27 protein-coding genes, 1 tRNA gene and 1 pseudogene are annotated in these 24,219 nt (G+C 67.0%); 18 read left to right on the top strand and 11 right to left on the bottom strand.

What is annotated here, in order from left to right; all coding sequences use genetic code 11:
• The first annotated feature begins 6 nt into the window (after window positions 1-6).
• Genes G432_RS06685 through G432_RS06675 form a run of 3 tightly spaced genes read left to right on the top strand, consistent with a single transcriptional unit; the run spans window position 7 to window position 2,008 of the window.
• Entirely contained in the window at window positions 7-876 is an 870-nt protein-coding gene (locus G432_RS06685; protein ID WP_015458064.1) for a flagellar motor protein MotB, read from the top strand.
• Window positions 877-903: 27 nt separating this feature from the next.
• Entirely contained in the window at window positions 904-1,326 is a 423-nt protein-coding gene (locus tag G432_RS06680; protein WP_015458063.1) for a hypothetical protein, read from the top strand.
• A 13-nt stretch (window positions 1,327-1,339) separates the two neighbouring features.
• Complete coding sequence (locus G432_RS06675) at window positions 1,340-2,008, top strand: PilZ domain-containing protein (RefSeq protein ID WP_015458062.1); 669 nt, start codon at window positions 1,340-1,342, stop codon at window positions 2,006-2,008.
• Between the two features lie 86 nt (window positions 2,009-2,094).
• Here the strand turns inward: G432_RS06675 and fliP are convergent.
• Window positions 2,095-2,718 (bottom strand): annotated as a pseudogene (gene fliP, locus G432_RS06670) (flagellar type III secretion system pore protein FliP); the annotation flags it as partial.
• Between the two features lie 64 nt (window positions 2,719-2,782).
• On the opposite strand from fliP, the gene G432_RS06665 reads away from it, so the two are divergent.
• Window positions 2,783-3,871 (top strand): IS5 family transposase, encoded by a 1,089-nt coding sequence (locus tag G432_RS06665; RefSeq protein ID WP_015449243.1) that lies wholly within the window; start codon window positions 2,783-2,785, stop codon window positions 3,869-3,871.
• A 99-nt stretch (window positions 3,872-3,970) separates the two neighbouring features.
• Here G432_RS06665 and G432_RS23175 read toward each other — a convergent pair whose 3' ends face one another.
• Genes G432_RS23175 through G432_RS06655 form a run of 3 tightly spaced genes read right to left on the bottom strand, consistent with a single transcriptional unit; the run spans window position 3,971 to window position 4,662 of the window.
• The gene (locus G432_RS23175) at window positions 3,971-4,126 is read right to left on the bottom strand and encodes a hypothetical protein (RefSeq protein WP_187294037.1); all 156 of its coding nucleotides are present in this window, start codon (window positions 4,124-4,126) and stop codon (window positions 3,971-3,973) included.
• Window positions 4,119-4,427, bottom strand: coding sequence for a flagellar biosynthetic protein FliO (locus tag G432_RS06660; protein WP_015458060.1), 309 nt, complete (start codon window positions 4,425-4,427; stop codon window positions 4,119-4,121). The genes G432_RS23175 and G432_RS06660 overlap by 8 nt, the downstream gene beginning before the upstream one ends.
• A gap of 1 nt (window position 4,428) precedes the next feature.
• Window positions 4,429-4,662, bottom strand: coding sequence for a FliM/FliN family flagellar motor switch protein (locus tag G432_RS06655; RefSeq protein WP_015458059.1), 234 nt, complete (start codon window positions 4,660-4,662; stop codon window positions 4,429-4,431).
• A 109-nt stretch (window positions 4,663-4,771) separates the two neighbouring features.
• Here G432_RS06655 and flgC point away from each other — a divergent pair, with 109 nt between their 5' ends.
• The 9 genes from flgC (at window position 4,772) to G432_RS06610 (ending at window position 10,013) form a co-directional block, all read left to right on the top strand.
• Complete coding sequence (gene flgC, locus G432_RS06650) at window positions 4,772-5,179, top strand: flagellar basal body rod protein FlgC (RefSeq protein WP_015458058.1); 408 nt, start codon at window positions 4,772-4,774, stop codon at window positions 5,177-5,179.
• A gap of 11 nt (window positions 5,180-5,190) precedes the next feature.
• Window positions 5,191-5,535 carry a flagellar hook-basal body complex protein FliE gene (locus tag G432_RS06645; protein WP_015458057.1) on the top strand — a complete coding sequence of 115 codons (345 nt, stop codon included), beginning with the start codon at window positions 5,191-5,193 and terminating at the stop codon, window positions 5,533-5,535.
• A 15-nt stretch (window positions 5,536-5,550) separates the two neighbouring features.
• The gene (locus G432_RS06640; RefSeq protein WP_015458056.1) at window positions 5,551-5,814 is read left to right on the top strand and encodes a flagellar biosynthetic protein FliQ; all 264 of its coding nucleotides are present in this window, start codon (window positions 5,551-5,553) and stop codon (window positions 5,812-5,814) included.
• Between the two features lie 6 nt (window positions 5,815-5,820).
• Entirely contained in the window at window positions 5,821-6,576 is a 756-nt protein-coding gene (fliR, locus tag G432_RS06635; RefSeq protein ID WP_015458055.1) for a flagellar biosynthetic protein FliR, read from the top strand.
• Between the two features lies 1 nt (window position 6,577).
• Window positions 6,578-7,645: a flagellar biosynthesis protein FlhB gene (gene flhB, locus G432_RS06630; protein WP_015458054.1), complete on the top strand. Its 1,068-nt coding sequence runs from the start codon at window positions 6,578-6,580 to the stop codon at window positions 7,643-7,645.
• Between the two features lie 62 nt (window positions 7,646-7,707).
• Window positions 7,708-8,838, top strand: a complete 1,131-nt coding sequence (locus G432_RS06625) for a flagellar basal body P-ring protein FlgI (RefSeq protein WP_015458053.1) — start codon at window positions 7,708-7,710, stop codon at window positions 8,836-8,838.
• Between the two features lies 1 nt (window position 8,839).
• Window positions 8,840-9,142 (top strand): rod-binding protein, encoded by a 303-nt coding sequence (locus tag G432_RS06620; protein ID WP_015458052.1) that lies wholly within the window; start codon window positions 8,840-8,842, stop codon window positions 9,140-9,142.
• Complete coding sequence (locus G432_RS06615; RefSeq protein ID WP_015458051.1) at window positions 9,132-9,551, top strand: hypothetical protein; 420 nt, start codon at window positions 9,132-9,134, stop codon at window positions 9,549-9,551. The genes G432_RS06620 and G432_RS06615 overlap by 11 nt, the downstream gene beginning before the upstream one ends.
• 81 nt (window positions 9,552-9,632) lie before the next feature.
• Complete coding sequence (locus tag G432_RS06610; protein ID WP_015458050.1) at window positions 9,633-10,013, top strand: GFA family protein; 381 nt, start codon at window positions 9,633-9,635, stop codon at window positions 10,011-10,013.
• A gap of 16 nt (window positions 10,014-10,029) precedes the next feature.
• On the opposite strand, the gene G432_RS06605 is transcribed toward G432_RS06610, so the two are convergent.
• The 3 genes from G432_RS06605 to G432_RS23690 all read right to left on the bottom strand — a co-directional run bounded on the left by G432_RS06605 (window position 10,030) and on the right by G432_RS23690 (window position 13,557).
• A complete protein-coding gene (locus G432_RS06605) occupies window positions 10,030-11,451 on the bottom strand; it encodes a putative bifunctional diguanylate cyclase/phosphodiesterase (protein ID WP_084673628.1) in 1,422 nt (473 codons plus the stop codon).
• A gap of 178 nt (window positions 11,452-11,629) precedes the next feature.
• Window positions 11,630-12,871, bottom strand: coding sequence for a hypothetical protein (locus tag G432_RS06600; RefSeq protein ID WP_015458048.1), 1,242 nt, complete (start codon window positions 12,869-12,871; stop codon window positions 11,630-11,632).
• 242 nt (window positions 12,872-13,113) lie between these two features.
• Entirely contained in the window at window positions 13,114-13,557 is a 444-nt protein-coding gene (locus G432_RS23690) for a hypothetical protein (protein ID WP_187294069.1), read from the bottom strand.
• On the opposite strand from G432_RS23690, the gene G432_RS24425 reads away from it, so the two are divergent.
• Window positions 13,463-13,750 (top strand): hypothetical protein, encoded by a 288-nt coding sequence (locus G432_RS24425; protein ID WP_443024291.1) that lies wholly within the window; start codon window positions 13,463-13,465, stop codon window positions 13,748-13,750. The two genes, G432_RS23690 and G432_RS24425, sit on opposite strands and share 95 nt — an antisense overlap.
• Window positions 13,751-14,398: 648 nt before the next feature.
• Window positions 14,399-14,749 carry an HNH endonuclease gene (locus tag G432_RS22460; RefSeq protein ID WP_015458046.1) on the top strand — a complete coding sequence of 117 codons (351 nt, stop codon included), beginning with the start codon at window positions 14,399-14,401 and terminating at the stop codon, window positions 14,747-14,749.
• A 314-nt stretch (window positions 14,750-15,063) separates the two neighbouring features.
• Here the strand turns inward: G432_RS22460 and gyrA are convergent, their stop codons facing one another.
• From gyrA to yaaA, 3 genes are all read right to left on the bottom strand, one after another.
• Window positions 15,064-17,808: a DNA gyrase subunit A gene (gene gyrA / locus G432_RS06585; protein ID WP_015458045.1), complete on the bottom strand. Its 2,745-nt coding sequence runs from the start codon at window positions 17,806-17,808 to the stop codon at window positions 15,064-15,066.
• Between the two features lie 146 nt (window positions 17,809-17,954).
• Window positions 17,955-18,365 (bottom strand): hypothetical protein, encoded by a 411-nt coding sequence (locus G432_RS06580; RefSeq protein WP_015458044.1) that lies wholly within the window; start codon window positions 18,363-18,365, stop codon window positions 17,955-17,957.
• Between the two features lie 165 nt (window positions 18,366-18,530).
• Complete coding sequence (gene yaaA, locus G432_RS06575; protein ID WP_015458043.1) at window positions 18,531-19,298, bottom strand: peroxide stress protein YaaA; 768 nt, start codon at window positions 19,296-19,298, stop codon at window positions 18,531-18,533.
• A gap of 205 nt (window positions 19,299-19,503) precedes the next feature.
• Between yaaA and G432_RS06570 the strand changes: the two genes are divergently transcribed.
• The gene (locus G432_RS06570) at window positions 19,504-20,754 is read left to right on the top strand and encodes a hypothetical protein (RefSeq protein WP_015458042.1); all 1,251 of its coding nucleotides are present in this window, start codon (window positions 19,504-19,506) and stop codon (window positions 20,752-20,754) included.
• Between the two features lie 937 nt (window positions 20,755-21,691).
• Here the strand turns inward: G432_RS06570 and G432_RS06565 are convergent.
• Window positions 21,692-22,204, bottom strand: coding sequence for an Lrp/AsnC family transcriptional regulator (locus tag G432_RS06565; RefSeq protein WP_015458041.1), 513 nt, complete (start codon window positions 22,202-22,204; stop codon window positions 21,692-21,694).
• A 137-nt stretch (window positions 22,205-22,341) separates the two neighbouring features.
• On the opposite strand from G432_RS06565, the gene G432_RS06560 reads away from it, so the two are divergent.
• A complete protein-coding gene (locus G432_RS06560) occupies window positions 22,342-24,063 on the top strand; it encodes a sensor histidine kinase (protein ID WP_015458040.1) in 1,722 nt (573 codons plus the stop codon).
• 76 nt (window positions 24,064-24,139) lie between these two features.
• Window positions 24,140-24,215, top strand: a tRNA-Ile gene (locus G432_RS06555).
• The last annotated feature ends 4 nt before the right edge of the window (window positions 24,216-24,219 follow it).

Here is a 24,219-nt window from a genome sequence, read left to right as displayed (position 1 = left end):
CAGATCATGGCTCGGGGACAGAATGAGGAAGTCGCGCCGATCATCGTGCGCAAGGTGCGCCGCAAGAAGCACGCCGCCCATCATGGCGGCGCCTGGAAGGTCGCCTATGCCGATTTCGTGACGGCGATGATGGCCTTCTTCATGCTGCTCTGGCTCCTGGCCAATCCGAACAAGGCGCAGCTCAAAGGGCTGGCCGAATATTTCTCGCCCAGCCCCGCCAAGGATTCGCCGGCCGCCACCATGACCGCCAAGCCCGGCAGCCAGCCCGGCGAAGGCGGCCACGGCCGCCGCGCGCAGGGCGACAATGACAAGGCGGTGGGCCAGCCATCGGCGGAAGCGGGCGTGAAGGGGGCTGCGCGGGGCGGCACGGCCGAGGTGCCGGAAGCGGCGCTGCGCGTGCTGGCGGACGAGATGATGATCGCGCTGGACAAGCCGCCGGAGAGCCCCAACCAGACCCGCAACGTCAGCGTCGAAAGCTCGCGCGAGGGGCTGCGCGTCCACCTGCTGGACAGCGCCAACCGATCGATGTTCAAGGGGCCGACGGCTGAGCTCAACGATTATGCCCGGCAGATGCTGACGCGCATCGCGCAGCGGCTGGTGAAGGCCGGCGCGCAGGTGGCGATCGAGGGGCATACCGATTCCACCGGCGGCCAGAGCGACGCCAACTGGCGCCTGTCCAGCGATCGCGCGCTCGCTGCGCGCAGCGCGATGGTGGCCGCCGGCCTTTCGCCCGATCGCTTTTCCGAAGTGGTGGCCAAGGCGGGGACGGAGCCGATCTATCCCGATCGGCCCGACCGGCCGGAGAACCGCCGCATCACCATCGTCATCCTCGCCGAACCCTCCGCGCTGCCGCGCGATGCGAGCTTCAGGTTCTGACGGGCCGGCGGAAAGGGGGGATATAGGATGAAGAAGATGCTCGTCTCGATCCTGGCGCTGGTCGCCGGCGTGGGCGTGGGCGGCGGGGCCGCCTACGGCACCGGCAGGCTGCTGGCCGCGCCGATGCCCACGGTCGAGAAGCTGGAATTCGTGCCCACCGGCCCCATCCTGGCGCCGCTCGTATTTTCCGACGGCAGGCTCGCTTCCTACGTCTCCTTCGAGGTGCAGCTGGAGGTGCCGGCCGACCGGCGCGATGATATCGCGGCGAAGATGCCGGTGCTGCTGAACGCGGTCAACATGCGCACCTATCGCACGCCGATGGCGAGCGGGCGGGACGGGACGATCCCGAGCCTCGCCGCCTTTCGCAGGGTCGTGTTCGATGCCGCGCAGGAAACCTATGGAAAGAATGTGGTCCGCCGCGCTATCGTGACGCAGGCGGCCCCGATCTGAACCGGAGAAACCGATGAACCTTTCGTCCTCCGCGGCAGGCGGCGATCACAACGGGGACTGGCTGCCGTCGCGCGCCGCGCCGCTGATGACGCCGCGTTCGCCGCGGACGATCGCGCTGCTGCTGATCGCGCGCATCACCAGCGACCGCTACGACGCGCTCTGCTGCGTCCGCAACCTTTCCTCGGGCGGGCTCAAGGCCGACGTCCGCGCCCGCTTCGTCGTGGGCGAGCGCATCCGCATCGAATTCCGCAACGGCGACGTGATCGCCGGCGAGGTGCGCTGGACCGACCGGCGATCGATCGGCGTGCAGTTCGATGCCGCGATCGATGTCGAGCGGCTGCTCTCCCAATCCTCGACGAGCTGGCGCCGGCCGGGCGGGCAGGTGCCCCGCGCGCCGCGCCTGCCGACGAGCTGCCCTGCCGAGCTCAAGACCAACGGCCGCATCCACCGCGTGTCGGTGGTGGATCTTTCGCAGGGCGGCGCCAAGCTCGCCGTCACCGCGCCGGTGGAGAAGGACGAACTCGTCACCCTCGTCGTCCCCGGCCTGCCGCCCCAGAAGGGCGTGGTGCGCTGGGTGCAGGACGGCAAGGTGGGCGTCGCCTTCCTGGAATCGATCGCCTTTGCCACGCTGGCCGAATGGCTGGTCGATCCCGCCACCCGCTATTCCGCCGCGGATAGCTGAAGCCGGACATATGCTGACGAAAAGGGGCGCGGAACCGGATCGGTCCCGCGCCCCTTTTTCGTTGTCGATAACAGCGCCCCGCCGCGTCAGCCGGGGCCACCGAAGCTCTTGACCAGCGATCCCGCGATCAGCGCCCAGCCATCGACCAGCACGAAGAAGATGATCTTCATGGGCAATGATATCGTCGCAGGCGGCAGCATCATCATGCCCATCGCCATCAGCACCGCCGCCACGGCGAGGTCGATCACCAGGAAGGGCAGCAGCAAGAGGAAGCCGATCTCGAACGCGCGCCGAAGCTCGGAGATCATGAAGGCGGGCATCAGCGTCGTCATCGGCAGCTCGGCGCGCGGCGTCGGCTTCTTGCCGGAAAGGTCCACGAACAGCTTCACGTCCTCGTCGCGGACATGCTTCAGCATGAAGGTGTGAAACGGCTTGGATGTGCGTTCGAACGCCTGCGCCTCGGTGATGCGGCCCTCATTATAGGGGGTCACGCCCTGCTTCCATGCGGCGTCGAAGGTCGGCCCCATGACGAAGAAGGAGAGGAACAAGGCCAGGCTGATGATGATCGGGTTGGGCGGCACGCCCTGCGCGCCCAGCCCGTTCCGAAGCAGCGAGAGCGCGACGATGATCCGCGTGAAGCTCGTCACCGTCATCAGGATGCCGGGCGCGAGGCTCAGCACCGTCAGCATCAGCACGAGCTGGACACCTCGAAAAACTCGTGGCGCCTGACGGCCTGAAGTGATTCACTGCCTTTGCGCGATAGCGGAGGCGATGATGGCAGGGCAGCCGGGTTTCTTCGATCTTTCGGACCGATATGAGGCGTTGAGCGCGGCGGGTGATCCGCTAGAGCGTCTGGCGGCAGTCGTGGACTTCGAGGTTTTCCGGGGACCGCTGGTAGCGGCGCTGCGCCGTAGTCCTCGCGGCAAAGGTGGCCGCCCGCCGTTTGATCCGGTCCTCATGTTCAAGATCCTCGTGCTCCAGGCGCTCTACTCGCTTTCGGACGAAGCGACCGAGTTCCAGATCAAGGACCGCCTCTCTTTCCAGCGTTTTCTGGGGCTTGGCCTGGATGGCACCGTGCCCGATGCGACGACAGTGTGGCTGTTCCGGGAGCGTCTGGTGAAGGCCAAAGCCATCGACAGGCTATTTGCCCGCTTCGATGCCGCTCTCACAGACCGAGGGTACCTTGCCATGGGCGGGCAGATCATCGACGCGACCGTTGTGCCGGCTCCCAAGCAGCGGAACACCGAGGAGGAGAAGGCGGCCATCAAGGAGGGCCGGATACCCGAGCGCTGGAAGGATAACCCTGCGAAGATCCGGCAAAAGGATCGCGACGCCCGCTGGAGCGTCAAGTACACCAAGGCCAAGATCAAGGAAGGCGCGGACCCCAAGGCCTTCAAGCCGGTCGATCTGGCCATCCCGATGTTCGGCTACAAGAACCATATCGGCATCGACCGGGCGCATGGCCTGATCCGCACCTGGGATGCCAGCGCCGCCAATGCCCACGATGGCGCAAGGCTGCCAACGCTGATTAGTCCGGACAACACGGCCGCGGGGGTATGGGCCGATACGGCCTACCGCTCGAAGAAGAACGAAGCCTTTCTCGCCAAGGGCATGTTCACCAGCCACATCCACCAGCGCAAGCCACACCGCCGAGCGATGCCTAAGCGTATTGCACGCGCCAATGCCAAGCGGTCGGCGGTCCGCTCCGCCGTCGAGCACGTCTTTGCCGGGCAAAAGCACCGCATGGGTCTGGTGGTGCGCACCATCGGTATTGCTCGTGCCCGCATCAAGATCGGCATGACCAACCTTGCCTATAACTTCCAGCGCCTGGCCTGGCTCGAGGGGCGAATTGCGCCCGCGTGACGCCAAAGACGGCCCGCGCAGCCGCCTCTCCAGCAAAAATCAGCAGATTACTCACCGAAACCGAGGCTCATATGCCGCTCGTGAGCCTTCACGCCTCCATCATGCCGAAATCAGACGGTTCTTCGAGGTGTCCAGCTGGATGGCGCGGCCGGAGATCGATCCCTCGCCCAGATTGGCGGTCACGCTCTGCGCCATCGCCGCCTGCGGCAGCATCAGGAGCGCGGCGATCGCCGCGATGCGGATGGCCTTACGCATCGGCGGCGGCCTTCCGCGCGGCGGGATCGATGCCGCCTTCGATCAGCAGCGGCCCCTGGGGCGCCAGCATCACCAGATGTTCCCTGTCGTCGCGGCGGATGAGGGCGACGCTGTGGCGCGCGTCGATCGCCAGCCGTTCGATGATCTGCACGCGCCGCACGTCCGCCTTCGGCCCCAGGCCGCCCGCGAAGGCGCCCGGCAGCTTCAGGTCGTAACGGCGGACAGCCCACAGGGCGCCGGCCAGCAGGCCCAGCACCACGCCCAGCGCGCCCAGGGTGCGCAGCAGCGCGAGAAAATCCATGTCAGCGCACCCGCTGGACGACTTCGGTGATCTCCAGCGACATATGCTCGCCTTCGACGAGCACCTTGCCCTTGGCCACCAGCTGGTTGTTCACATAGACGAGCGTCGGATCATTATGCCCGCAATCGAGCGGGATCATCGCGCCGCGCCCCATCTTGAGCACCTGGCGGATCGGCAGATTGGTCGATCCGAGAACGATCGACAGGTCGATGGGTATTCCCTCGAGGACGGACATAGAGGTCTCCTTCTGGGATTTTTATAGGATTAATTTTCGCCGAACCGCCGGAGCTAGGCAAAAAATGCCTATAAGGGAAAAGCCAGCGATCAAGCGGGCGGGAGGAACCATGGATCTGAAGTCTTCGATCGGTGTGTCGGCATCAGGCCTGCGTGCGCAATCGCTGCGCATGCGCATCATCGCCGAAAACCTCGCCAACTCGGATTCCGTGGCCCGCACGGCGGGCGGCGATCCCTATCGCCGCCGCGTCGCGACGTTCAAGGCGGAGGTGGACCGGGCGACCGGCGCCACCAACGTCAAGGTCCGTTCGATCGAAGGCGACAAGACCGATTTCCAGCGCATCTACCAGCCGGGCAATCCGGCGGCCGACACGCAGGGCTATGTGCTGCGCCCCAATGTGAACGGGCTGGTCGAGGCCGCCGACATGAAGGCCGCGCAGCGATCCTATGAAGCCAATCTCAACGCCATCGAATCCGCGCGCAACCTGACGATGCGGACGATCGACCTTCTCAAATAAGGAAGCCATCCATGTCCATCGGAGTCCTTGACGCCGCGGCCGCTTATGGCCGCGCGGTGAACAGCATCGCGCCCGCCGCCGCGGGCGGTGCATCCGGCGGTGCCGCCGATGTGGCGGGTGCCGCAGCCGGCGCGCCGGGCGGCGGGTTCGGCGGGATGATCGAGAATCTCGTCACCGAAGCCGCCACGTCGCTGCGCACCGCCGAGGCGGCGAGCGCGCAGCAGGTGGCCGGCAAGGGCGACCTGATCGACGTCGTCACCGCGATCGGCGCGGCCGAGACCGCGCTCGACACCGTGGTCGCGGTGCGCGATCGCGTGGTGAACGCCTATTCCGAAATCATGCGCATGCAGATCTGATCCGGGGCCGGCGCGATGGATGCCTTCCAGGCGATGGAGCTGGCCAAGGCCGGCCTGCTGCTGATGCTGACGATCGCGGGGCCGATGCTGATCGGTTCGCTGATCGTCGGCGTCGCCGTCGGCCTGTTCCAGGCGCTCACCCAGATCCAGGAAATGACGCTTACCTTCGTGCCCAAGATCCTGGTGCTGGGCATCGTCCTCCTTCTTTCCCTGCCGATGATCGGCCGGGCGCTGGCGGGCTTCATGGCCCGCATCGCGGACATCATCGTCGCGGGGTGACGGGCGATGGCGGGGCTCCCCTTCGATGCGGCCGCCTTCCTGATCCTGTTCGCGCGGATCGGGGCGGTGCTGATGCTGCTCCCCGCTTTCTCGGAGGATGCGATCCCCGGCCGCGTGCGCCTGCTCTTCGGCCTGGGCTTCACCGCCGGCCTGTTCGGGCTGCTGGGCGGGCAGGTCGCGCCCGCGCTCCGTTCCGACACCGCCTTGCCCGGCATCGTCCTGTCGGAACTGCTGGTCGGCATCGCGATGGGGATGATCGTCCGCATCCTGTTCAACGCCGCATCGATGGCGGGCGCGATCATCAGCCTCCAGGTCGGCCTGTCCTCCGCGCTGGTGATGGACCCGGCGCTCGGCGGGCAGGCGTCCGTGCTTGCCCGCTTCATCGGTATCGCCGCGGCGGTCGTCTGCCTCACCACCGGCGTCCATCACCTGTGGATCGCCGCCATGGTCCAGTCCTACGCGCTGTTCCCGGTCGGCGGCCTGCCGCCGGCGGCCGATTTCGCCCGGCTGGCGGTGGAAACCACGGGCCACGCGATGGGCCTTGCCGTCAGCATGGCGGCGCCGCTGATCGTCTACGGCATATTGTTCAACGTCGCCCTTGGCCTAGCGGTGCGCATGGCGCCGCAGATCCAGGCCTTCTTCATCATGCAGCCGCTCAACATCCTGCTCGGCATGTCGCTGTTCGCGGTGCTGATCGGCGGCATCCTGACGGCGTTCGCCAACGCCATGGCCAATTTCATGCAGAATGGCTGGAGCCTCTGACATGGCGGAGACCGATCAGGATCAGAAGACCGAGGAACCGACCCAGAAGCGGCTGGAGGATGCCCGCAAGAAGGGCGAGGTCGCCAATGCGCCGGAGATGCGGCACGCCACCATGTTCGTGGGCGCGCTCGTCGTCGCCGGCGGGCTGGGCGCCTGGTGCTTCGCGCGGCTGAGCACGATGATGGTGCGGCTGTGGGGCAGCGCCGAGGATTTCCGGATGGAGCCGCGCGGCGCGCAAAATCTGGTCGGCGGAGTGATGGCGGAAACCGCCCTGTCGCTGGCGCCGATCGCCGCCGTGCTGTTCGGCTGCGCGATCCTCACCCTCTTCCTCCAGGGCCGGCCGACGATAAGCTGGTCGCGGGTCCGCCTCAAATGGTCGAAGCTTTCGCCGATGACCGGCCTCAAGCGCATGTTCGGCACGCGCGCGCTGGTGGAATTCGGCAAGACGCTCGCCAAGTTCACCGTCATCGTCCTCGTCGCCGTGCTGGTCGCCTGGCCGCGCGCGGTGGCCTTCGACCAGTTGATCGGCCAGTCGCCCTATGACGTGGGCAAGACGCTGGCGGAGATGATCTACCGCGTGCTCAAGGTCGTCGCGATGATGGTCGTCGGCCTCGCCCTGTTCGATTTCGTCTATCAGCGCCGCGCCTATCTGAAGCGGATGCGGATGAGCCTTCAGGAGATCAAGGACGAGATCAAGCAGAGCGACGGCGATCCCAAGATCAAGGCGCGCATCCGCCAGATCCAGATGCAGCGCGCGCGGCGGCGGATGATGCAGGCGGTGCCCACCGCCAGCGTGATCGTCACCAACCCCACCCATTATGCGGTGGCGCTGAAATATGAACATGGCGAGATGGCGGCCCCGATCGTCGTCGCCAAGGGCGTCGATGCGGTGGCGCTGAAGATCCGCGAGATCGCGACCGGCGCCAAGGTGCCGATCGTCGAAAGCCCGCCGCTCGCCCGCGCGCTCTATGCCGCGGTCGAGATCGACCACCCCATTCCCGTGGAACATTATGCCGCCGTGGCGGAGATCATCGGCTACGTGATGCGCCTGGCGAGGCGGGTGGCATGATCCGTCGCAAAATCCCGGCCCGGCCGCCGGTTCGGCCGCCGCTTCATCCTATAAGGATTATGATGCGAAGCTTTACCAGATTTCGGGCCCGTGCCCTGTCGCTGGTCTCGGCCGCCGTGCTGGGCTGCGGCCTCGCTGTCGCGCCGGCTGACGCGGCGACCAGGATCAAGGATATCGTGGACGTCGAGAATGTCCGCTCCAACCAGCTCGTCGGCTACGGCCTCGTCGTCGGCCTGGCCGGCACGGGCGATCGCATCCGCAACGTCCCCTTCACCGAGGAGACGATCCAGGCGATGCTGGAACGGATGGGCGTCAACATCCGTGGCACGACGATGCGCACGGAAAATGTCGCCGCCGTTTCGGTGACGGCGACGATGCCGCCCTTCGCGCGCGCCGGATCGAAGATCGACGTGCAGGTTTCCGCCATGGGCGATGCCACCAGCCTGCAGGGCGGCACGCTGCTCGTATCCTCGCTGCGCGCGCTGGATGGGGAAATCTATGCCGTGGCCCAGGGGCCGGTGGCGGTATCCGGCTTCAAGGCGCAAGGGGCCGCCGCGCGCATCACCCGCGGCGTCGCCACCTCCGCGCGGATCGCCGGCGGCGCGATCATCGAGCGGGAGGTGCCCTATGCCCTCAAGTCGGCAACCAGCCTGAAGCTGGCGCTGAAGAACCCCGATTTCACCACCGCGCACCGCATTGCCGACGTCATCAACATGCAGGCGCCCGGCGCGGCCGAGGTGCTCGATCCCGCCACGGTCGAGCTGCGCCAGGGTGCCGGCTATGGCGGCCCGCTGGTCGAACTGATGGCCCGGATCGAAAACCTGCCCGTCGATGTGGACCAGCCCGCGCGCGTCGTCATCAACGAGGCCGCCGGCACGGTGGTGATGGGGGCGGACGTGCGCGTCAGCCCGGTCGCGATCGCCCAAGGCGGGCTGACCATCGCCGTCACCGAAACCCCGATCGCCTCGCAGCCGGAGCCTTTCTCCGGCGGACAGACCACGGTGCTGCCGCGCACCAGCATCGACGTGGACGACGGCGGCGGCCGATCGCTGGCGGTGCTGAACGGCGGCACATCGCTCCATACCCTGGTTTCCGGGCTCAACGCGCTCGGCGTCAGCCCGCGCGACCTCATCACCATCCTCCAGGCGCTGAAGGGGGCGGGTGCCCTCCAGGCTGAAATCGAGGTGCAGTAAGATGGCCGATATCGCCTCCGCCATGCTGCCGCCGGCAGCGACCGCGCAGATGCCGCGCCCCACGCCCGATCCCGCCTCCACGGCGCGCGAGTTCGAGGCCGTGTTCGTCGGCCAGATGACCAAGCTGATGATGGAGATGGTGGACACCGGCGATTTTTCCGGCGGCGCGGGCGAGGAGATGTTCCGCGGCGTGCTTGCCGAGCAAATGGGTAATGAGATCGCGAAGCGCGGCGGCATCGGCCTCGCGCCCGCCGTGCTCGATCAGATCATCCGTATGCAGGGAGGTTCCGGCCATGGCCAATGAAGCGATCGACGTCATGGCGTCGCTCACGCTCATCATGAACGAGGAAACCGATCGACTCCGCTCGCGCGAGGGCGGCCGCGACCTGGCCGAGCTCGCATCCGCCAAGATCCGCCTCGTCGGCGTGCTGGAAAGCGAGCTTGCCCGCCTCGATCGCGAAAAGCCCGGCTGGGCGCGGGCGCTGGATCAGGACGGGCGCGACCAGCTTGCCGCCGCGCTGATCGCGCTGGGCGAGGCTTCGACCGCGAACGCCGCCATCCTCGAACGCCAGATCGATCTTTCGATCGAGATGATGGGCGCCGTCACCGCCGAGGCCAAGCGCCTCGCCGGCCGCCGCGCCTCCACCTATGGCGCGGCCGGCAACCTCGCCCCGGATTTCACGGCCCCGATCTCGGTCAATTCGGAATTCTGATCGCCCGTCCGCCCCGCGCTGGACGATCGCCGCCCGCGCCCTCTATCAAACCCGCCTGAGACAGCGGCAGGGGAGGGGGCGGTGCACGGGGGATCATGTCTTTGCGGGGCGGTCACCTTCGAGGTCGCGGGCGAGCTGCGCGGCCCGGACGCCTGCCATTGCAGCATGTGCCGCAAGGTTTCCGGCCATTATTGGGCGTCCACCGACATGGCGCTGGCCGATCTGCGGCTGAACGGCGCCGACAAGCTGAGCTGGTATCGATCGTCGGAGAAGGTAGAGCGGGGCTTCTGCTCGGTCTGCGGCTCCGCCCTGTTCTGGAAGCCCGTGTTCAAGGACAGCATCGCGGTGGCGATGGGCGCCTTCGATGCGCCCACGGGCACGCATCTGGAAAAGCACATCTTCGTCGCCGACAAGGGCGATTATTACGAGATAGCGGACGGCCTTCCGCAGCGGCCGCGATAAGCCGGGGAGCCCCCGCTCAGCCCGTGGCGCGGCGGGGATCGATCATCGGATGGCGGGTATCGACCGCCGCCAGCGCCTCGGCCGCCGGGAGCGGGCGGCCGAACAGGAAGCCCTGGCCATAGGCGCAGCCCAGCAGCGAAAGCGTGTCGGCCTGCTCGATCGTCTCCACCCCCTCTGCCGTCACCGGCATGCCGAGGCCGTGGCCGAGATCGACGATCGCGCGCACGATCTTGCCGCCGGCAAAGCTGTCCAGCGTGGCGATGAAGGAGCGGTCGATCTTGATCCGGTCGAACTGCAGCTCGCGCAGATGGTGCAGGCTGGAATAGCCGGTGCCGAAATCGTCCAGCGCCACCTTCACCCCGGCATTGCGCAGCGAAAGGATCGTCGCGCGGGCGGCGGCGATATCCTCCACCAGCGCGCTTTCCGTGATCTCCAGGATCAGCCGCCCCGGCGCGAGGCCGCCGGCATAGAGCGTCTGCAACAGGCGGATGGCGAGATCGGGCCGGCGGATCTGCAGGGGGGATATGTTGATCGAAAGCGTCAGGTGCCCCGGCCAGTCGCGCGCGTCGCGGCACGCCTGGCGCAGCAGCGCGAAGCTCAGATCGTTGATGAGGTCGACATCCTCGGCGATCGGGATGAACACGGCGGGATCGATGATCCCCCGGATCGGGTGCCGCCAGCGCGCCAGGCTTTCGAAGCCGACGAGATGGCCCGACTGGAGCGAGAGGATCGGCTGGTAGAAGGGCACGACCTCGCCGCGCGCGATGCCGGCGCGCAGATCGCTTTCCAGCCGCACCCGATCGCGCAGGTCGAAATCCATCGCCAGCTCGAAGGTGCGGAAGGTGGCGCCGCCGTCATTCTTGGCGCGGGACAGGGCGACGCCGGCCACGCGCAGCAGATCGTCGGCGCGGCCGTCGATCGCGGCACTGTCGGCGATGCCGATCGATGCGCCCACCTCCACCACGCCGCCTGCCACCGCGATCGGCTCGGCCACCTGGTCCACCATCCGCCGCGCGATCTCGGCGGCGCTGGCGGCATCGCCGGGCATGAGGCAGGCATATTCGTCCCCGCCCAGATGGGCCAGCGCCGCGCCCGATGCCCTGGCCAGCCGTCGCAGCCGTTCCGCCGTCACCCGCAGCACCAGGTCGCCGGCTTCATGGCCGCACACGTCGTTCACCATGCTGAAGCGGTCGAGGTTGACGATGAGCATCGCCACCGGCCCGCCTTCGAGGCGCGCGCTCAGATCATCGAACAGGCGGGCGATGGTGCGGCGGTCGGGAAGGGTGGTGACGGGATCGATCCAGCCGCCGGGGCCGTCGCCATGGGCGGCCGTGCCTGTATCGCGTGGAATGCCTGTGCCGGAAGCCGTGCCGAGGAAGCCGGTGATCCTGTGCAGGGCGCTGCCCAATATATCCTTTGCCCCGCGGCGTGCGCGCATAACAGCGTCCTGAACTCGGCTACTCAGGATCATTATAGGAATGGTTTCGGCCGATCATCGATCGGATGGCCGGATTTCAGGCGTTCGGATTCGGAATTTATCGACCAGGCCGTTGGAATCACGCGTATTTGGCGGCGAGGCGCCGCTTCCGCCTTCGGAATCCCCTTAGCCGGAGATCTCAGTCGAAGATGGCGCCGATCACCGTGGCGACGTCGATCGGATCGAGCGCGTCGATCGCGATCTCGCGATCGGGATGCGCGCTATAGCCGGTCATCCGGCCGTCGCGATCGACGCCCACCGTCAGCAGGCGCAGCCCCTCCGTCTCGCGCACCACGGCGATGCCGCCGGGGGTGGGGAAGCGATCGGGATCGACGATCACCGTCGCCCGTGCCGGCAGGGCCGGCCCCAGCGTGGGCCGGCAGACGCGCAGGCCATAGGCATTGGGTCCGGCCCCGCGCGGCGCCTCCACCATGGTGCCCATGGGGGTGCGCTGGATCAGCCCCTCGCCGATCGGCGCGCCGAAAACCGGCACCAGCCGCACCAGGGCGGTTTCCCCTTCGGCCATGGCCGGCCCCTCGAACGGCGCGCGCTCCTCCGCCAGCATGGCGAAGGCGGGCTGCGTTCCGGCCGGATCGGCGCGGAGCGGCGGCGGCGCCTTGGGCGGGCGCGGGTGCAGCCGGCCGGCGGCGGGATCGAAGGCGGCGCGCAGCTCGGCGACGCGGGCCCGCGTCTTGGCCTTGCGATCCTCGGGATTGGCCACGGCGCGGAGATGCGCGTCCAGCGCGCCGGCCGCATGCAGCCCGGCCACCCGCTCGCGCAGCGCGGCCACGTCCGCCACGTCCATCAGGCGGCAGATGCCCGCCACCGTGCCGTCATTCCACCGGCCGATCGGCTTGAAGGCGTTTTCCAGCCGCGAAAGCATCACCGGGGCGATGCCATAATCCTTTTCCAAGGCCGCGATGGTCAGCCCCACATCGGCCTCGCGCCGATGGCGGATCGCGGCGGCCAGCAGCACGGCGAAATGGTCCTCGGCGGGATCGAAGCTCGCCGGGTCCTGCACGTCCGCCGCCCATTCGGCCATGTCGAAGGCGTCGTCGTCGATGTCGATCAGCAGATCGGCGGGCAGCAGCTTCAGCGCGCCCGCGATGGCGGCAAGCTCGGCCGGCTTGGCGAACACCTCGCCACGCTCGATCTTGGAAAGGCGGATATAGGGAATATCGGGAAGGCGCTGGGACAGCGCCAGCAGCTTGGCGAGGCCGCGCTTGCGGCGGCAGAGGCGGATATTATTGGGAAACACGATCGATCGATATCGATCGATCTCGATCCCCTCGGCCGGCGCATCCCCCGCGGACAATTTTCCTCCCCCCAGAAGCGCCTCGTCCTGCGGCAGGGAAAGGCTCCGTTTCAGATGGAAAGCCATTTTCCGCAATTTTCCCGCAAAAGCTGTATCCCCTTGCGGCACCGCATGCCCCGGAATCCCGATTCCGTCAATATTATGGGAAACGAGTCATTAACATAGGATTGCGGCCGCGTTGGCCATGGCCGCGCAAAATCCCGCCCGATGAAGAGCCGATCGACCGGCCGGAATCGTGAACAGATGTTGCCGAATAAGCGGAACGATCCATTATGGTCTGATCTACATCTTGAGAGGATTGGATTTTTCTACGACAATGAACGGCCCCGACGTGTCCGGACATGCGCGCGACCTGCCCTGTCCATTGCAGCGGACATGACGACATAGCCGGACGATTCAATATAGGACGGATGCGGCCCCCTTCGTTTGCCGGCGATCGTTCGAATGATGCGATCCGCCGGGATGGAGGGCGGACGGATGCCCGGCCACGTCCGATCGATCATCGCGGATCCGGTTTTGCGCGGCGCTTGGCTCGTGGACTGGAAGCCCACGCCGCCACCGATCCCGATCGAGCCGCGCGGCCCCGGCAACCCCGCATGGCAACCGGGCGTCAGCAGCAATCCCCGCGGGCGTCCACCGGGGCGACGGGATCCGCGTTTGCTGGCCACGCAACAGATGCTGGACGAGATGCGGAACATCGTCGCTGTGCTGGTGGGCAAGGCGCTGGAGGGCGACACGAACGCAGCCAGCATCGTTCTCGCCAAGTGCCTGCCCCAGCATCAAGGCGCAGGCCGAGAAGGTGAACTTCGAGTTCGATGCGACCGCACCGATCAGCGATCAGGTCGCCCAGGTGCTCGATGCCATTGCGGCGGGCGCGGTCGCGCCCGATGTAGGGCGGCTCATCATCGACAGCATCAAATCGCTCGCGGACGTGCGGGCCAGTGAGGAGCTCGAGGCGAGAATCACCGCTCTTGAGGATCGCGATGCCCGAACCTGACCCCGCTCTACCGCCTGCACCCGTGCCGGTAGCGATTCGTCCCGGTGAGCCTGACCTGCCGTTTGACCTTCGTTACCATCTCAGACTGGGATAACCACAATTGCAGGCATCTGCGCCCTTCAACGCCGTATCAAACGGATAGAGGAAGCAGAGAAGCCAAAGCCATCCCTGTTCACGGTTCTGTTCGGTTCGTCTGACACACGGCTTGAGCGCGAGTACTGCCCGGAATTGAGAGCGGTGCGCTGGACCAGCGGGACATGATTGAGATTGTCGCTGACCTTCGGCGCTGGGAGCAGGACGGAACATGGAGCGGCGCACATGCTCGCTGACGGTGCCCCTGCATGGTGGCTAATTGTGCGGCTTTTATACCGTCAATGCTTGTACCTGCTTTCAATCCAAAAGCAGACTTCAGGCATACCGTCTTGCAAGATTACTTCATCATGCGTATCTAGCAGTGGAAATCAGCGGATACGCGATTTCGTCGAGGACTGTGGGGTCGGCAGAAGCCGCCTAGTATGCGAGCAGGAGCTCACCCGCCTCGGGACGGCCAATGGTCGGCGCATACCACAATGACGTTTTGTCGTTGGAGGTGTGTAGTGCCGTCACTCGCAAAAATTCGTGATGTTAAGTTTTGGCAGCAGGGCAGTGTCTGCTATTATTGCCAACAACCAATGTGGCTGCGCGATTTTTCAGTTTTTGCCAAAACCTACGGTCTGACGCTATCGCAAGCTCGCCACTTCCAAGCCACTGCTGAACATCTTCTTGCTCGATGTGATGGTGGGACCGACAGCAGCGAGAATATCGTGGCTGCCTGTTTGTATTGCAACCGACACAGGCATGCAGCTCAAGTTGCACTCTCTCCAGCTCTCTACAAAAAGAAAGTTGGGTTCCGTTTGCGATCAGGCAAGTGGCATAAATTCGTCGCCCGGAGGGAGGCGCTGCTATGAGGTGGATAGCGGAAGAGGTGGGATTCGAACCCACGGACGGATTGCCCCGTCGCTGGTTATTAAGACCGGTTCCCTAAACCACTCGGCCACGCTTCCACATTTTTGGGGGGGCTTACGACAAGCTTATGGGTGAAAACACCCAGCGAACCTGACCTGCGCTAACCCCTTGTAAGAACACTATTATTCACGCGATCAGGTCGCAAGCGCCGGTAGCTTTCAAGGCCATCGGTCATTGCCCGGATTCCCGCGATCGGGGCGCCGGAGGGGCGGTCCGCGCGGGGCGGGACCGCCGTTTCCCTCGCGGGTGCCGCCGATCAGGCTTCGGGGGCGGCTTCGTCGCCGGTATCGGCGGCCGTATCTCCGCCGGCGGCGTCATCGGCCTCCGTGCCATTCCCGGCATCGTCTTCCGCCTCGTCGCTTTCCTCGATCTTGGCGGCGGACACGACATGCTCGTCGTCAGCCACGTTGAACAGGCGCACGCCCGCGCTGCCGCGCCCGATCACGCGCAGCGTATCGAGGCCGAGGCGGATCATCTTCGCCTGATCGGTCACGAGCATCAGCTGCTCGCTGGTCAGCGCCGGGAAGCTCGCCACCACCGGCCCGTTGCGGGCGATATTGTCGATATTGGTGATGCCCTGGCCGCCGCGCCCGGTGCGGCGATATTCATAGGCAGAGCTGAGCTTGCCGTAGCCGTTGGCGCAGACGGTGAGGATGAACTGCTCACGCGCCTGCAACTCGGCGAAGCGCTCGGCAGGCATCTGCGGCGCGCCTTCCTTCTCCGCCTTCCACGGGGCGAAGCGCAGATAATCCTCGCGTTCCTCCTGGCTGGCGCCGGCGCGGTGCAGGATGGAGAGCGAGATCACCTCGTCGCCTTCCTTCAGCGTCATGCCGCGCACGCCGGTGGAGGTGCGGCTCTGGAACTCGCGCACGGCCGTCGCCTCGAAGCGGATGGCCTTGCCCTGGCGGGTCGCCAGCAGCACGTCGTCCTCCTCGGTCAGCAGCGCGACGCCGATCAGGCGATCGTCGCTGCCCTCGTCGAAGCGCATGGCGATCTTGCCGTTCGAGGGCACGTTGGTGAACGCATCCATCGAATTGCGGCGCACCGTGCCCTTGGCCGTGGCGAACATGACGTGCAGGTCCTTCCACACCGCCTCGTCCTCGGGCAGCGGCAGCACGGTGGAGATGGTCTCGCCCGCCGCCAGCGGCAGCAGGTTCACCATCGGCCGGCCGCGCGCCTGGGGCGCGCCCTCGGGCAGCTTCCACACCTTCAGGCGATAGACCTTGCCGTGGTTGGAGAAGAACAGCACCGGCGTGTGGGTGGAGGTGACGAACAGCGCGATAACGGCGTCCTCATCCTTCGTCCCCATGCCGGAACGGCCCTTGCCGCCGCGCTTCTGGGCGCGGAAGGCTTCGAGCGGGGTGCGCTTGATATAGCCGCCCATGGTGACGGTGACGACCATCTCCTCGCGCTCGATCAGGTCCTCGTCGTCGATATCGTCGCCGGCCGGCGCGATCGTCGTCTTGCGTGGGGTGGCGAATTCGGCGGCGATGAGGTCGAGCTCCTCCTCCATCACCTCGTAAAGGCGGGCGCGGTCGCCCAATATGTGCAGCAGCTCGCCGATCGAGGTGGCGAGCTTGGCCAGCTCGTCGCCGATCTCGTCGCGGCCCAGCGCCGTCAGGCGGTGCAGGCGCAGGTCGAGGATGGCGCGCACCTGCGCGTCGGACAGGCGGTAGGTGTCGCCATCCACCTCATGCTCCACCGCCTCGACCAGCTTGATATAGGCGGCGATCTCCGCCACTGGCCATTCGCGGGCGAGCAGGGCGGCGCGCGCCTCGGCCGGGCTGGAGGAGCCGCGGATGATCCGCACCACCTCGTCCAGGTTGGTGACGGCGATGACGAGGCCGAGCAGGATATGGGCGCGCTCGCGGGCCTTCAGCAGCTCGAACTTCGAACGCCGCGTGATCACTTCCTCGCGGAACTTGACGAAGGCCTCGATGATGTCGCGCAGGTTCAGCACTTCCGGGCGGCCGCCGCGGATGGCGAGCATGTTGGCCGGGAAGCTGGTCTGCGCAGAGGTGTGCCGCCAGAGCTGGTTCAGCACCACTTCCGGGGTGGCATCGCGCTTCAGCTCGATGACGATGCGCACGCCGAAGCGGTTGGATTCGTCGCGGATGTCCGAAACGCCCTCGATCCGCTTTTCCTTGGCGGCCTCGGCAATGCCTTCCACCAGGGCGCTCTTGCCGGTCTGGTAGGGGATCTCGGTCAGCACGATCGACCGCCGGTCGCCACGCCCTTCCTCGATCACATGCCGGGATCGCATGATGATCGATCCCTTGCCGTTCAGATAGGCGTTGCGCGCGCCGCCCTTGCCCAGGATCAGGCCGCCGGTCGGGAAGTCCGGGCCGGGGATGATCTCGTGCAGCTCTTCCGAGCTGATCCCGCCATTGTGGATGAACGCCTTGCAGGCCGCGATCACCTCGCCAAGATTGTGGGGCGGGATGTTGGTGGCCATGCCGACGGCGATGCCGCCCGATCCGTTGACCAGCAGGTTGGGGAAGCGCGCCGGCAGGACCTGCGGCTCCTGCAGCGATCCGTCATAATTTGGCTGGAAATCGACGGTGTCCTTGTCGATGTCCGCCAGCAGCGCCATGGCCGGCTTGGCGAGCCGCGCCTCGGTGTAGCGCATGGAAGCCGGCATGTCCGGGTCCATCGACCCGAAATTGCCCTGGCCGTCGACCAGCGGCACCCGCATCGACCAGTCCTGCGCCAGACGGGCGAGCGCCATGTAGATCGCGGCGTCGCCATGCGGGTGATAATTGCCCATCACGTCGCCGACGATCTTGGCCGACTTGCGATAGGGGCGGCCGGGGACGAAGCCGCCTTCCTGGCTGGCGAAAAGGATGCGCCGGTGCACCGGCTTCAGGCCGTCGCGCACATCGGGCAGCGCGCGGCTGACGATCACCGACATGGCATAGTCGAGATAGCTCGACTTCATCTCGTCGACGATCGAGACGGGGGAGATGTCGCTGTTTTCGCTGGGCGGCGGGACGCTGGCCAAGATGGTTTCCGTATGTCGTGACAGGGCATTTTCGCGCGCGCAGGCGCGACCTCATGCCCCTAGCCCAACTGGTCGCCGTATGCCAGCCCGGCGCTGTCGAATTCCATGGGAGGCGGGGGCCGGATGACCCCGCCGGATCGCCTTCGTCAGACGGCGGAGATGTAGCGCAGCCGGCCGTCGCGGCGGGGCCGGCGGAAGGCCACCAGCATCAGCGCGCCGACCAGAGGCAGCCAGCCCGCGCTGCCGAGGCTGCTCGTGGTGCCCGCCGCCACGATCCGTCCATCCTCGTCGGGTGCCGCCGCCATTGCCGCCAGCCAGCGCTGCCGCGCGGCAGCGGGCGTCAGGGCCGGGTCCCTGCCGTTCGCGCCCGTGGCGGCATCGGGCGCGGGGAGGGGGGCAGGAATGTGCATCGGCGCGGGATCGGCGGCCGATCGGTGCGCCATCGGGCCTTCCATCAGGAGAAGCGCGGCCTGGGCCGAAGGGGCGCCGGTGACGAAGGCGCTCAGCACGATCAGGGCGTCAGCGGGCCGGTATCTGGTCGGGACACAACGCAACATGACGATACTCCGTTGCCTAGCGAGTCCTTGACGCTGCAATGCACCATTTTCGAAGGCGATGGCAATTGCGAAGATGCTAACCGTGGCTCTTACGCGATGATTATTTCACTTTCCCGAAAGGCGCGGCTGATGCTGCGCCGCAGGCGAAGGCGGCGGGCCGGGGCTTCACGCCTCCGCCGCCGTCCCCCGCACGAACAGCCAGCGGTCCGGGGCGGACGCGGCGGCGTCGAAGGCATAGCCGTCGCTGTCGAACGCCTTCATCTCCTCGGGCCGGGCCACGCGATGCTCGCACAGCCAGCGCGCCATCATCCCGCGCGCCCGCTTGGCGGCGAAGCTGCTGAAGCGCAGGCCCTTGGGGCCATATTCCTTGAAATCGACCGTGATGATCCGGGCCTTGGGCGGGGCCTGCGATACCACGCCCCAATATTCCTGGCTGGCGAGGTTCAGGATCACCCCGTCGCCCTGTTCGGCCAGATCCTCGGCGATCGCCTCGCTCACCCGGCTCCCCCAGTGGAGATAGAGGTTGCGCGCCTCGGGCGCCCAGCGCGTTCCCATCTCCAGCCGATAGGGGCGGATCGCGTCCAGCGGGCGGAGCAGCCCGTAAAGGCCGGACAGGATGCGCACATGGTCCTGGGCGAAGGCGATCGCGGCATCGTCCAGGCTCCGCGCCTCGAAGCCCACATAGACGTCGCCGTTGAAGGCGTGGAGCGCCGCGCGCTCCTCGGCCTCGGCGAAACCGGCGAAGCGGGCGGCATTCAATTCCGCCAGCTTGTCCGAAATATGCATCAGTTCGCCGAGTCTGGCCGCGCCCAGCCGTGCGGCGGCGGCGGCAAGCGCCCCGGCTTCCTCGGCGAAGCGGGGGCGGGTGGTGGCGTGCGGGGGAAGGGGGCGCCGATAATCGAGCGACTTGGCGGGGGACAGCAGGGCAAGCATCGGCCGCGCCTATCCCAGCAGCGGCGCCGGCAAAAGGGAAAAAGCATTGTGGTGCCGGCCGCTTGCCGCGTCATTAAAGGCGGGTTCAGCGCCGTTCCGGCATGGCCGGGCTTGTGTGGCGAAATCTTGTGCGGCGTGCGGTGGCAGAGTAGGCAGGCCGGCGCACGGGAATCCCCGCTCCCTGAGGAGGCTTGAGAAGATGAGAATGGTTTCGACGATCACGCTGGGCCTCGCGCTCGCGCTGTCCGGCGTGGCGGTTGTGGGCGTCCAGCCCGCGCTGGCGGCGAAGAAGGAAAAGGAACAGGCCGGCAAGCCCCAGCTCACGCCGGCGGTGCGCGAGGCAGTGGCCGCCACCCAGGCCGCGATCGGCCCGGATCGCAACGCGCCCAAGGATATCGCCACCGCCGTCGCCAAGGCGGGCGAGGCCCGTTCCGCCGCGCAGACGCCCGACGACAAATTCTATGCCGGTTCGGTCTCCTACGATGTCGGCCTTGCCCAGAAGGACAAGACGCTCCAGGCCCAGGCGCTCGATCTGATGCTGGAAAGCGGCAAGGTGCCGGCCGCCTCGCTCGGCAATTTCTGGGTCGTCCGCGGCCGCCTCGCCTATGAATCGAAGGACTATGCCCGCGCCGAGCAGGCGTTCGACCAGGCGACCAAGGCGGGCGACAGCTCGACCGAATCCTACGCCCTTCTCGTCGAATCGAAGGACAAGCTGGGCAAGCCGGCCGAGGCGCTGGCCGTGCTGCAGGAAGCGATCAACAAGGCGCAGGCCGCCGGCCAGCCCTTGCCGGAAGCCTATTATCAGCGCGGCGTGGCGATCGGCTACAAGGCGAAGCTCGGCCCGCAGGTGGCGGATATCACCCAGGCGTGGCTGAAGGCCTATCCGAGCCAGGACAATTGGCGCGATTCGCTCATCACCTATCGCGATCTCAACAAGATCGACGCCGATCAGGAGCTTGATCTGATGCGCCTGATGCGCACCGCCAAGGCGCTGAAGGGCGAGAGCGATTATTATACCTATGCCGAGGCGGTCTATCTGAAGTTCCCCGGCGAAGGTAAGGCGGTGATCGACGAAGGCGTCGCCGCCGGCATGCTGAAGCTCACCCCCAACAGCAACATCAAGCTGTTCAGCGACACCGCCAATTCGCGCGTCGCGGCCGACAAGGCCGATCTCGCCGGCGCCGCCGCCTCGGCCGCGAAGGCCGCGAACGGCGTCGCCGCCCGCGCCACCGCCGATTCCTACCTCGGCTATGGCGAATATGCGAAGGCGGCGGAGCTCTACAAGGTCGCCCTTCAGAAGGGCGGCGTGGACGCCAATGTCGTCAACACCCGCCTCGGCATGGCGCTCGCCCGCGCCGGCCAGAAGGAAGAAGCCAAGCAGGTCTTCTCCCAGATCACCGGCCCGCGCCAGGGCCTCGCCAAATATTGGCTGATCTGGATCGACCAGCAGGCCTGATCTGCCGTCGCCCTTGGGCAACGGATAGAAAGGGGGCGGCCGGATCATCCGGTCGCCCCTTTTTCGTGGGCTGGAGGTCGGCGTGGAGCGGGGACGGAACCGGGGCGGCGTGGAGATTCACGTTGGGCAGCGGTCGGTTTCAAGCACTGCGCCGGGCAATCGGCGCGGTCGATTTGTCGGGGTGAGAGGACAATAGCCCCATCGTCACCCCGGACCTGTTCCGGGGTCCATCGGCAAGCAGGTGGTGGCCCAGATCATGCCAAGACGGATTGTCCCGTTCGTTTCCGGTCCCTTTGCCAGCGCCTGCCCTGCTTTTCGCGCGATTGCGGGATACGGGTCGATGCGGCGCAGAAGACGGGGCGCTAGGCCGACATACAGTGCCGTCGAAGCCGCTGGCGAGGATGGAGACGCAATGCTGGCGCTCGATCATCAACGTCGATGTCTGCGGCACGGTGGACCCCGGAACAGGTCCGGGGTGACGATGGAATTTCCGTGCAAGGCTATGCCCGCTTTGCCGGCGTGTCCGGGCCGGCAGGAATTCAGTGAGAAGCGCGGAAAAAACGATTGTCAGAAATCCGGGCGCGGCGCTGTCAGAGAAATCGTCATTCCGCGGACCCCGCCAACCCCGTCATTTCCGCGAAGGCGGGAATCCATTGTGTCGGAAGCTATCGGCCCAATCGAAGACGGCTGTTTTCCACGGCAAGGCCTATTCTGGTTTTTTAACCGACGCTTGCGCAAATCTGCGTTTGTCCACGCAGTAGAAACAAGACCCTCACCCCACCCTCTCCCGCGAAGGCGGGAGAGGGCTCAAGGCCGATGTCCGCAAGGGCCGGGTTTCCCGAGAGGCCGCTTCCGGCAATAGCCCGCGTCAACGATCATTCGGCGGTTTACCCAACGGCGATCGATGCCGGTCGCCCGGAAATCGCGCCAGCCGCCGTCACTCGGGGTCGACAGGCACCCCTGGCGCGTCCTTGGATGTGCGGATCGTCAGCGACGTCTTAACGCTCGCCACGTTGGGGGCGGGGGTCAGTTGCGATGTCAGGAAGGATTGGAAGGCCTGCAGGTCGTGCGCGACGATCTTCAGGATGAAATCGATCTCGCCGTTCAGCATGTGGCATTCGCGCACCTCGGGCAGCTTGGCCATATGCTCCTCGAAGGCGCGCAGATCGTCCTCGGCCTGGCTCTTCAGGCTCACCAGCGCGAACACCATGATGCCATAGCCCAGCGCCGGGGCGTTCAGCCGGGCATGATAGCTCTCGATCACGCCGGCCTGTTCCAGCGCGCGCACGCGGCGCAGGCAGGGCGGGGCGGTCAGCCCGGCCTGGCGGGCAAGGTCGACATTGGTGATACGGCCCTCTTCCTGCAGCGCCGACAGGATGGTGCGGTCGATGGAATCGAGCGGAAACCGCGCAGTCACAGCATATCCTTCCAGATGATGTGTCGCGAACATAAGAATATTTCGCGGCCGTGCAATTGTCCCACTATGCGACGACGCATAAAATCGTCTTTCCCGGATGCGCGCGGGGCGGTAACGGGGGAGATCGCAACAAGGGGCCAGCCCGGCCTGTTCAGGGAAGGCGATCAGGGGTGCGCTTCGACGACAAGCTCGCGACGGTATTGGCGCGGCCGGTGGCCGATGCCGGCGCGCGCACGGCCGCGTGGCGGCAGATCGTCGATATCCTCGCGCAGGATCGCGACGCCACGATCGATCCCGATCTCCGCCGCGCCGCCATCGCCTTGCTCCGCCGCATCCGCGCCGATGTGCCGCAGGCGGTGCGGGCCGAAAGCGTGGCCGCCATCGCCAGCCGCCGGGTCAGCCCCGTCCTGCTCGCCTTCATCGCGGAGGAGCCGGCGGCCGTATGCGCGGGGCTGCTCTCCACGGCGGAGCTTGGCGAGGAGGAATGGCTGGGCCTGCTTCCCGCCCTTTCGCCGCTGGCGCGCGGCCTGCTCCGCCATCGCCGCGATCTCACCCACGGCGTCCGCATCGCGCTCGACAGCTTCGGACCCGCCGATTTCGCGCTGGGCGCGGATCGGGCCGCCCAGCCGGCGCCCGCATCGCCCGCGATGGAGGTGATGCTGGCCGAGGATGCCGCGCTGGCCGGCCCGGCGCCGTTCGCGCAAATCCCCGCCGCCGCCATCGCCCCGCCGCCCGCCGACGCCCCGGATGGGGATACCCAGATCCGCGACCTTCTCGATCGCATCGCCGCCTATCGCGACCGGGCCGAGGTAACGCCGCCCGCCACGCCTGCCGCCGGCGAACGGATCGAGGATTTCCGCTTCGAAACCGGCCCCGACGGCATGATCCGCTGGGTGGAGGGGGCCGATCGCGGCCCGCTGGTCGGCATCGTCATCGCGGTCGCCGCCGAACAATATGGCCATGGCGTCGATGGCCATGCCGCGGGCGCCTTCCGCCGCCGCGCCTCGTTCCGCGACGCGCGGCTCAGCGTGCCGGGCGAGGGGCCGGTATCGGGCGAATGGCGGATTTCGGCCGTGCCCTTCTTCGATCATCATGACGGCCGCTTCACCGGCTATCGCGGCACCGCGCGCCGCCCCCGCGCGGACGAGATCGCGGCCCAGCCCGCCTTCGCCGCCGGCCTCTACGGCTCCGGCCTGGCGCCCGATGCGCTGCGCCAGCTCGTCCACGAACTGCGCACGCCGCTCAACGCCATCGTCGGCTTCGCCGAGATGATCGAGCGGCAGATGCTCGGCCCGGCGGGCACGGATTACCGCGATCGCGCCGGCGACATCCTCGATCAGGGGCGCCGTCTACTGGCGGCCGTGGACGATCTCGACATGGCCGCCCGGCTGGAATCGCGCCGCGTGCAGAATGCCGCCAGCGCGGTGGATGCCGCGATGCTGATCGAACGGCTGCACGACGATTATGAGGCGGTGGCCCGTCCGCGCGGCGTGACGCTCGCCTTCCGCATCGCCCAGTCGCTGCCGGCGGTGGATGCCGATCCGGTCACGGTGGAACGCATGTTCGCGCGGCTGCTCGCGGCCACGATCGGCCTGGCCGAACGCGGCGAGACGATCTTCGCCACCCTGCGCTGCGAAGGCGGCCAGCTTCGCCTCTCGGTCTCCCGCCCGCGCCTGCTGGACGGGCGGGACGAACATGCCCTGCTCGATCCCGGCTACAGCCCCGACGGCGACTGGCCGGATGCGCCGGTGCTGGGCCTCGGCTTCGCGCTCCGCCTGATCCGCAACCTCGCCGTCTCGGCGCGCGGCGGCCTCGATATCCGCGCCGACAGCTTCGACCTGCGCCTGCCGGTGCGGGAAGGCGAGCGCCGCTCGGGCCAGGGGCAGGGCTGAACGAGAGGCCGGCGGCACGGCGCCGAACGCGCTTGCCAGCCGCTATCCGCCTCCGCTATCCGGGCACCGTTGGTCGGGGCCTGTAGCTCAATGGTTAGAGCTGGCCGCTCATAACGGCTAGGTTGCGGGTTCGAGTCCTGCCGGGCCCACCAACGC

Source organism: Sphingomonas sp. MM-1 (assembly GCF_000347675.2).
Lineage (GTDB): Bacteria > Pseudomonadota > Alphaproteobacteria > Sphingomonadales > Sphingomonadaceae > Sphingomonas_E > Sphingomonas_E fennica.
The sequence above is the reverse complement of the archived record's forward strand: the minus strand, read 5'-3'. Positions and strand labels throughout refer to the sequence as shown.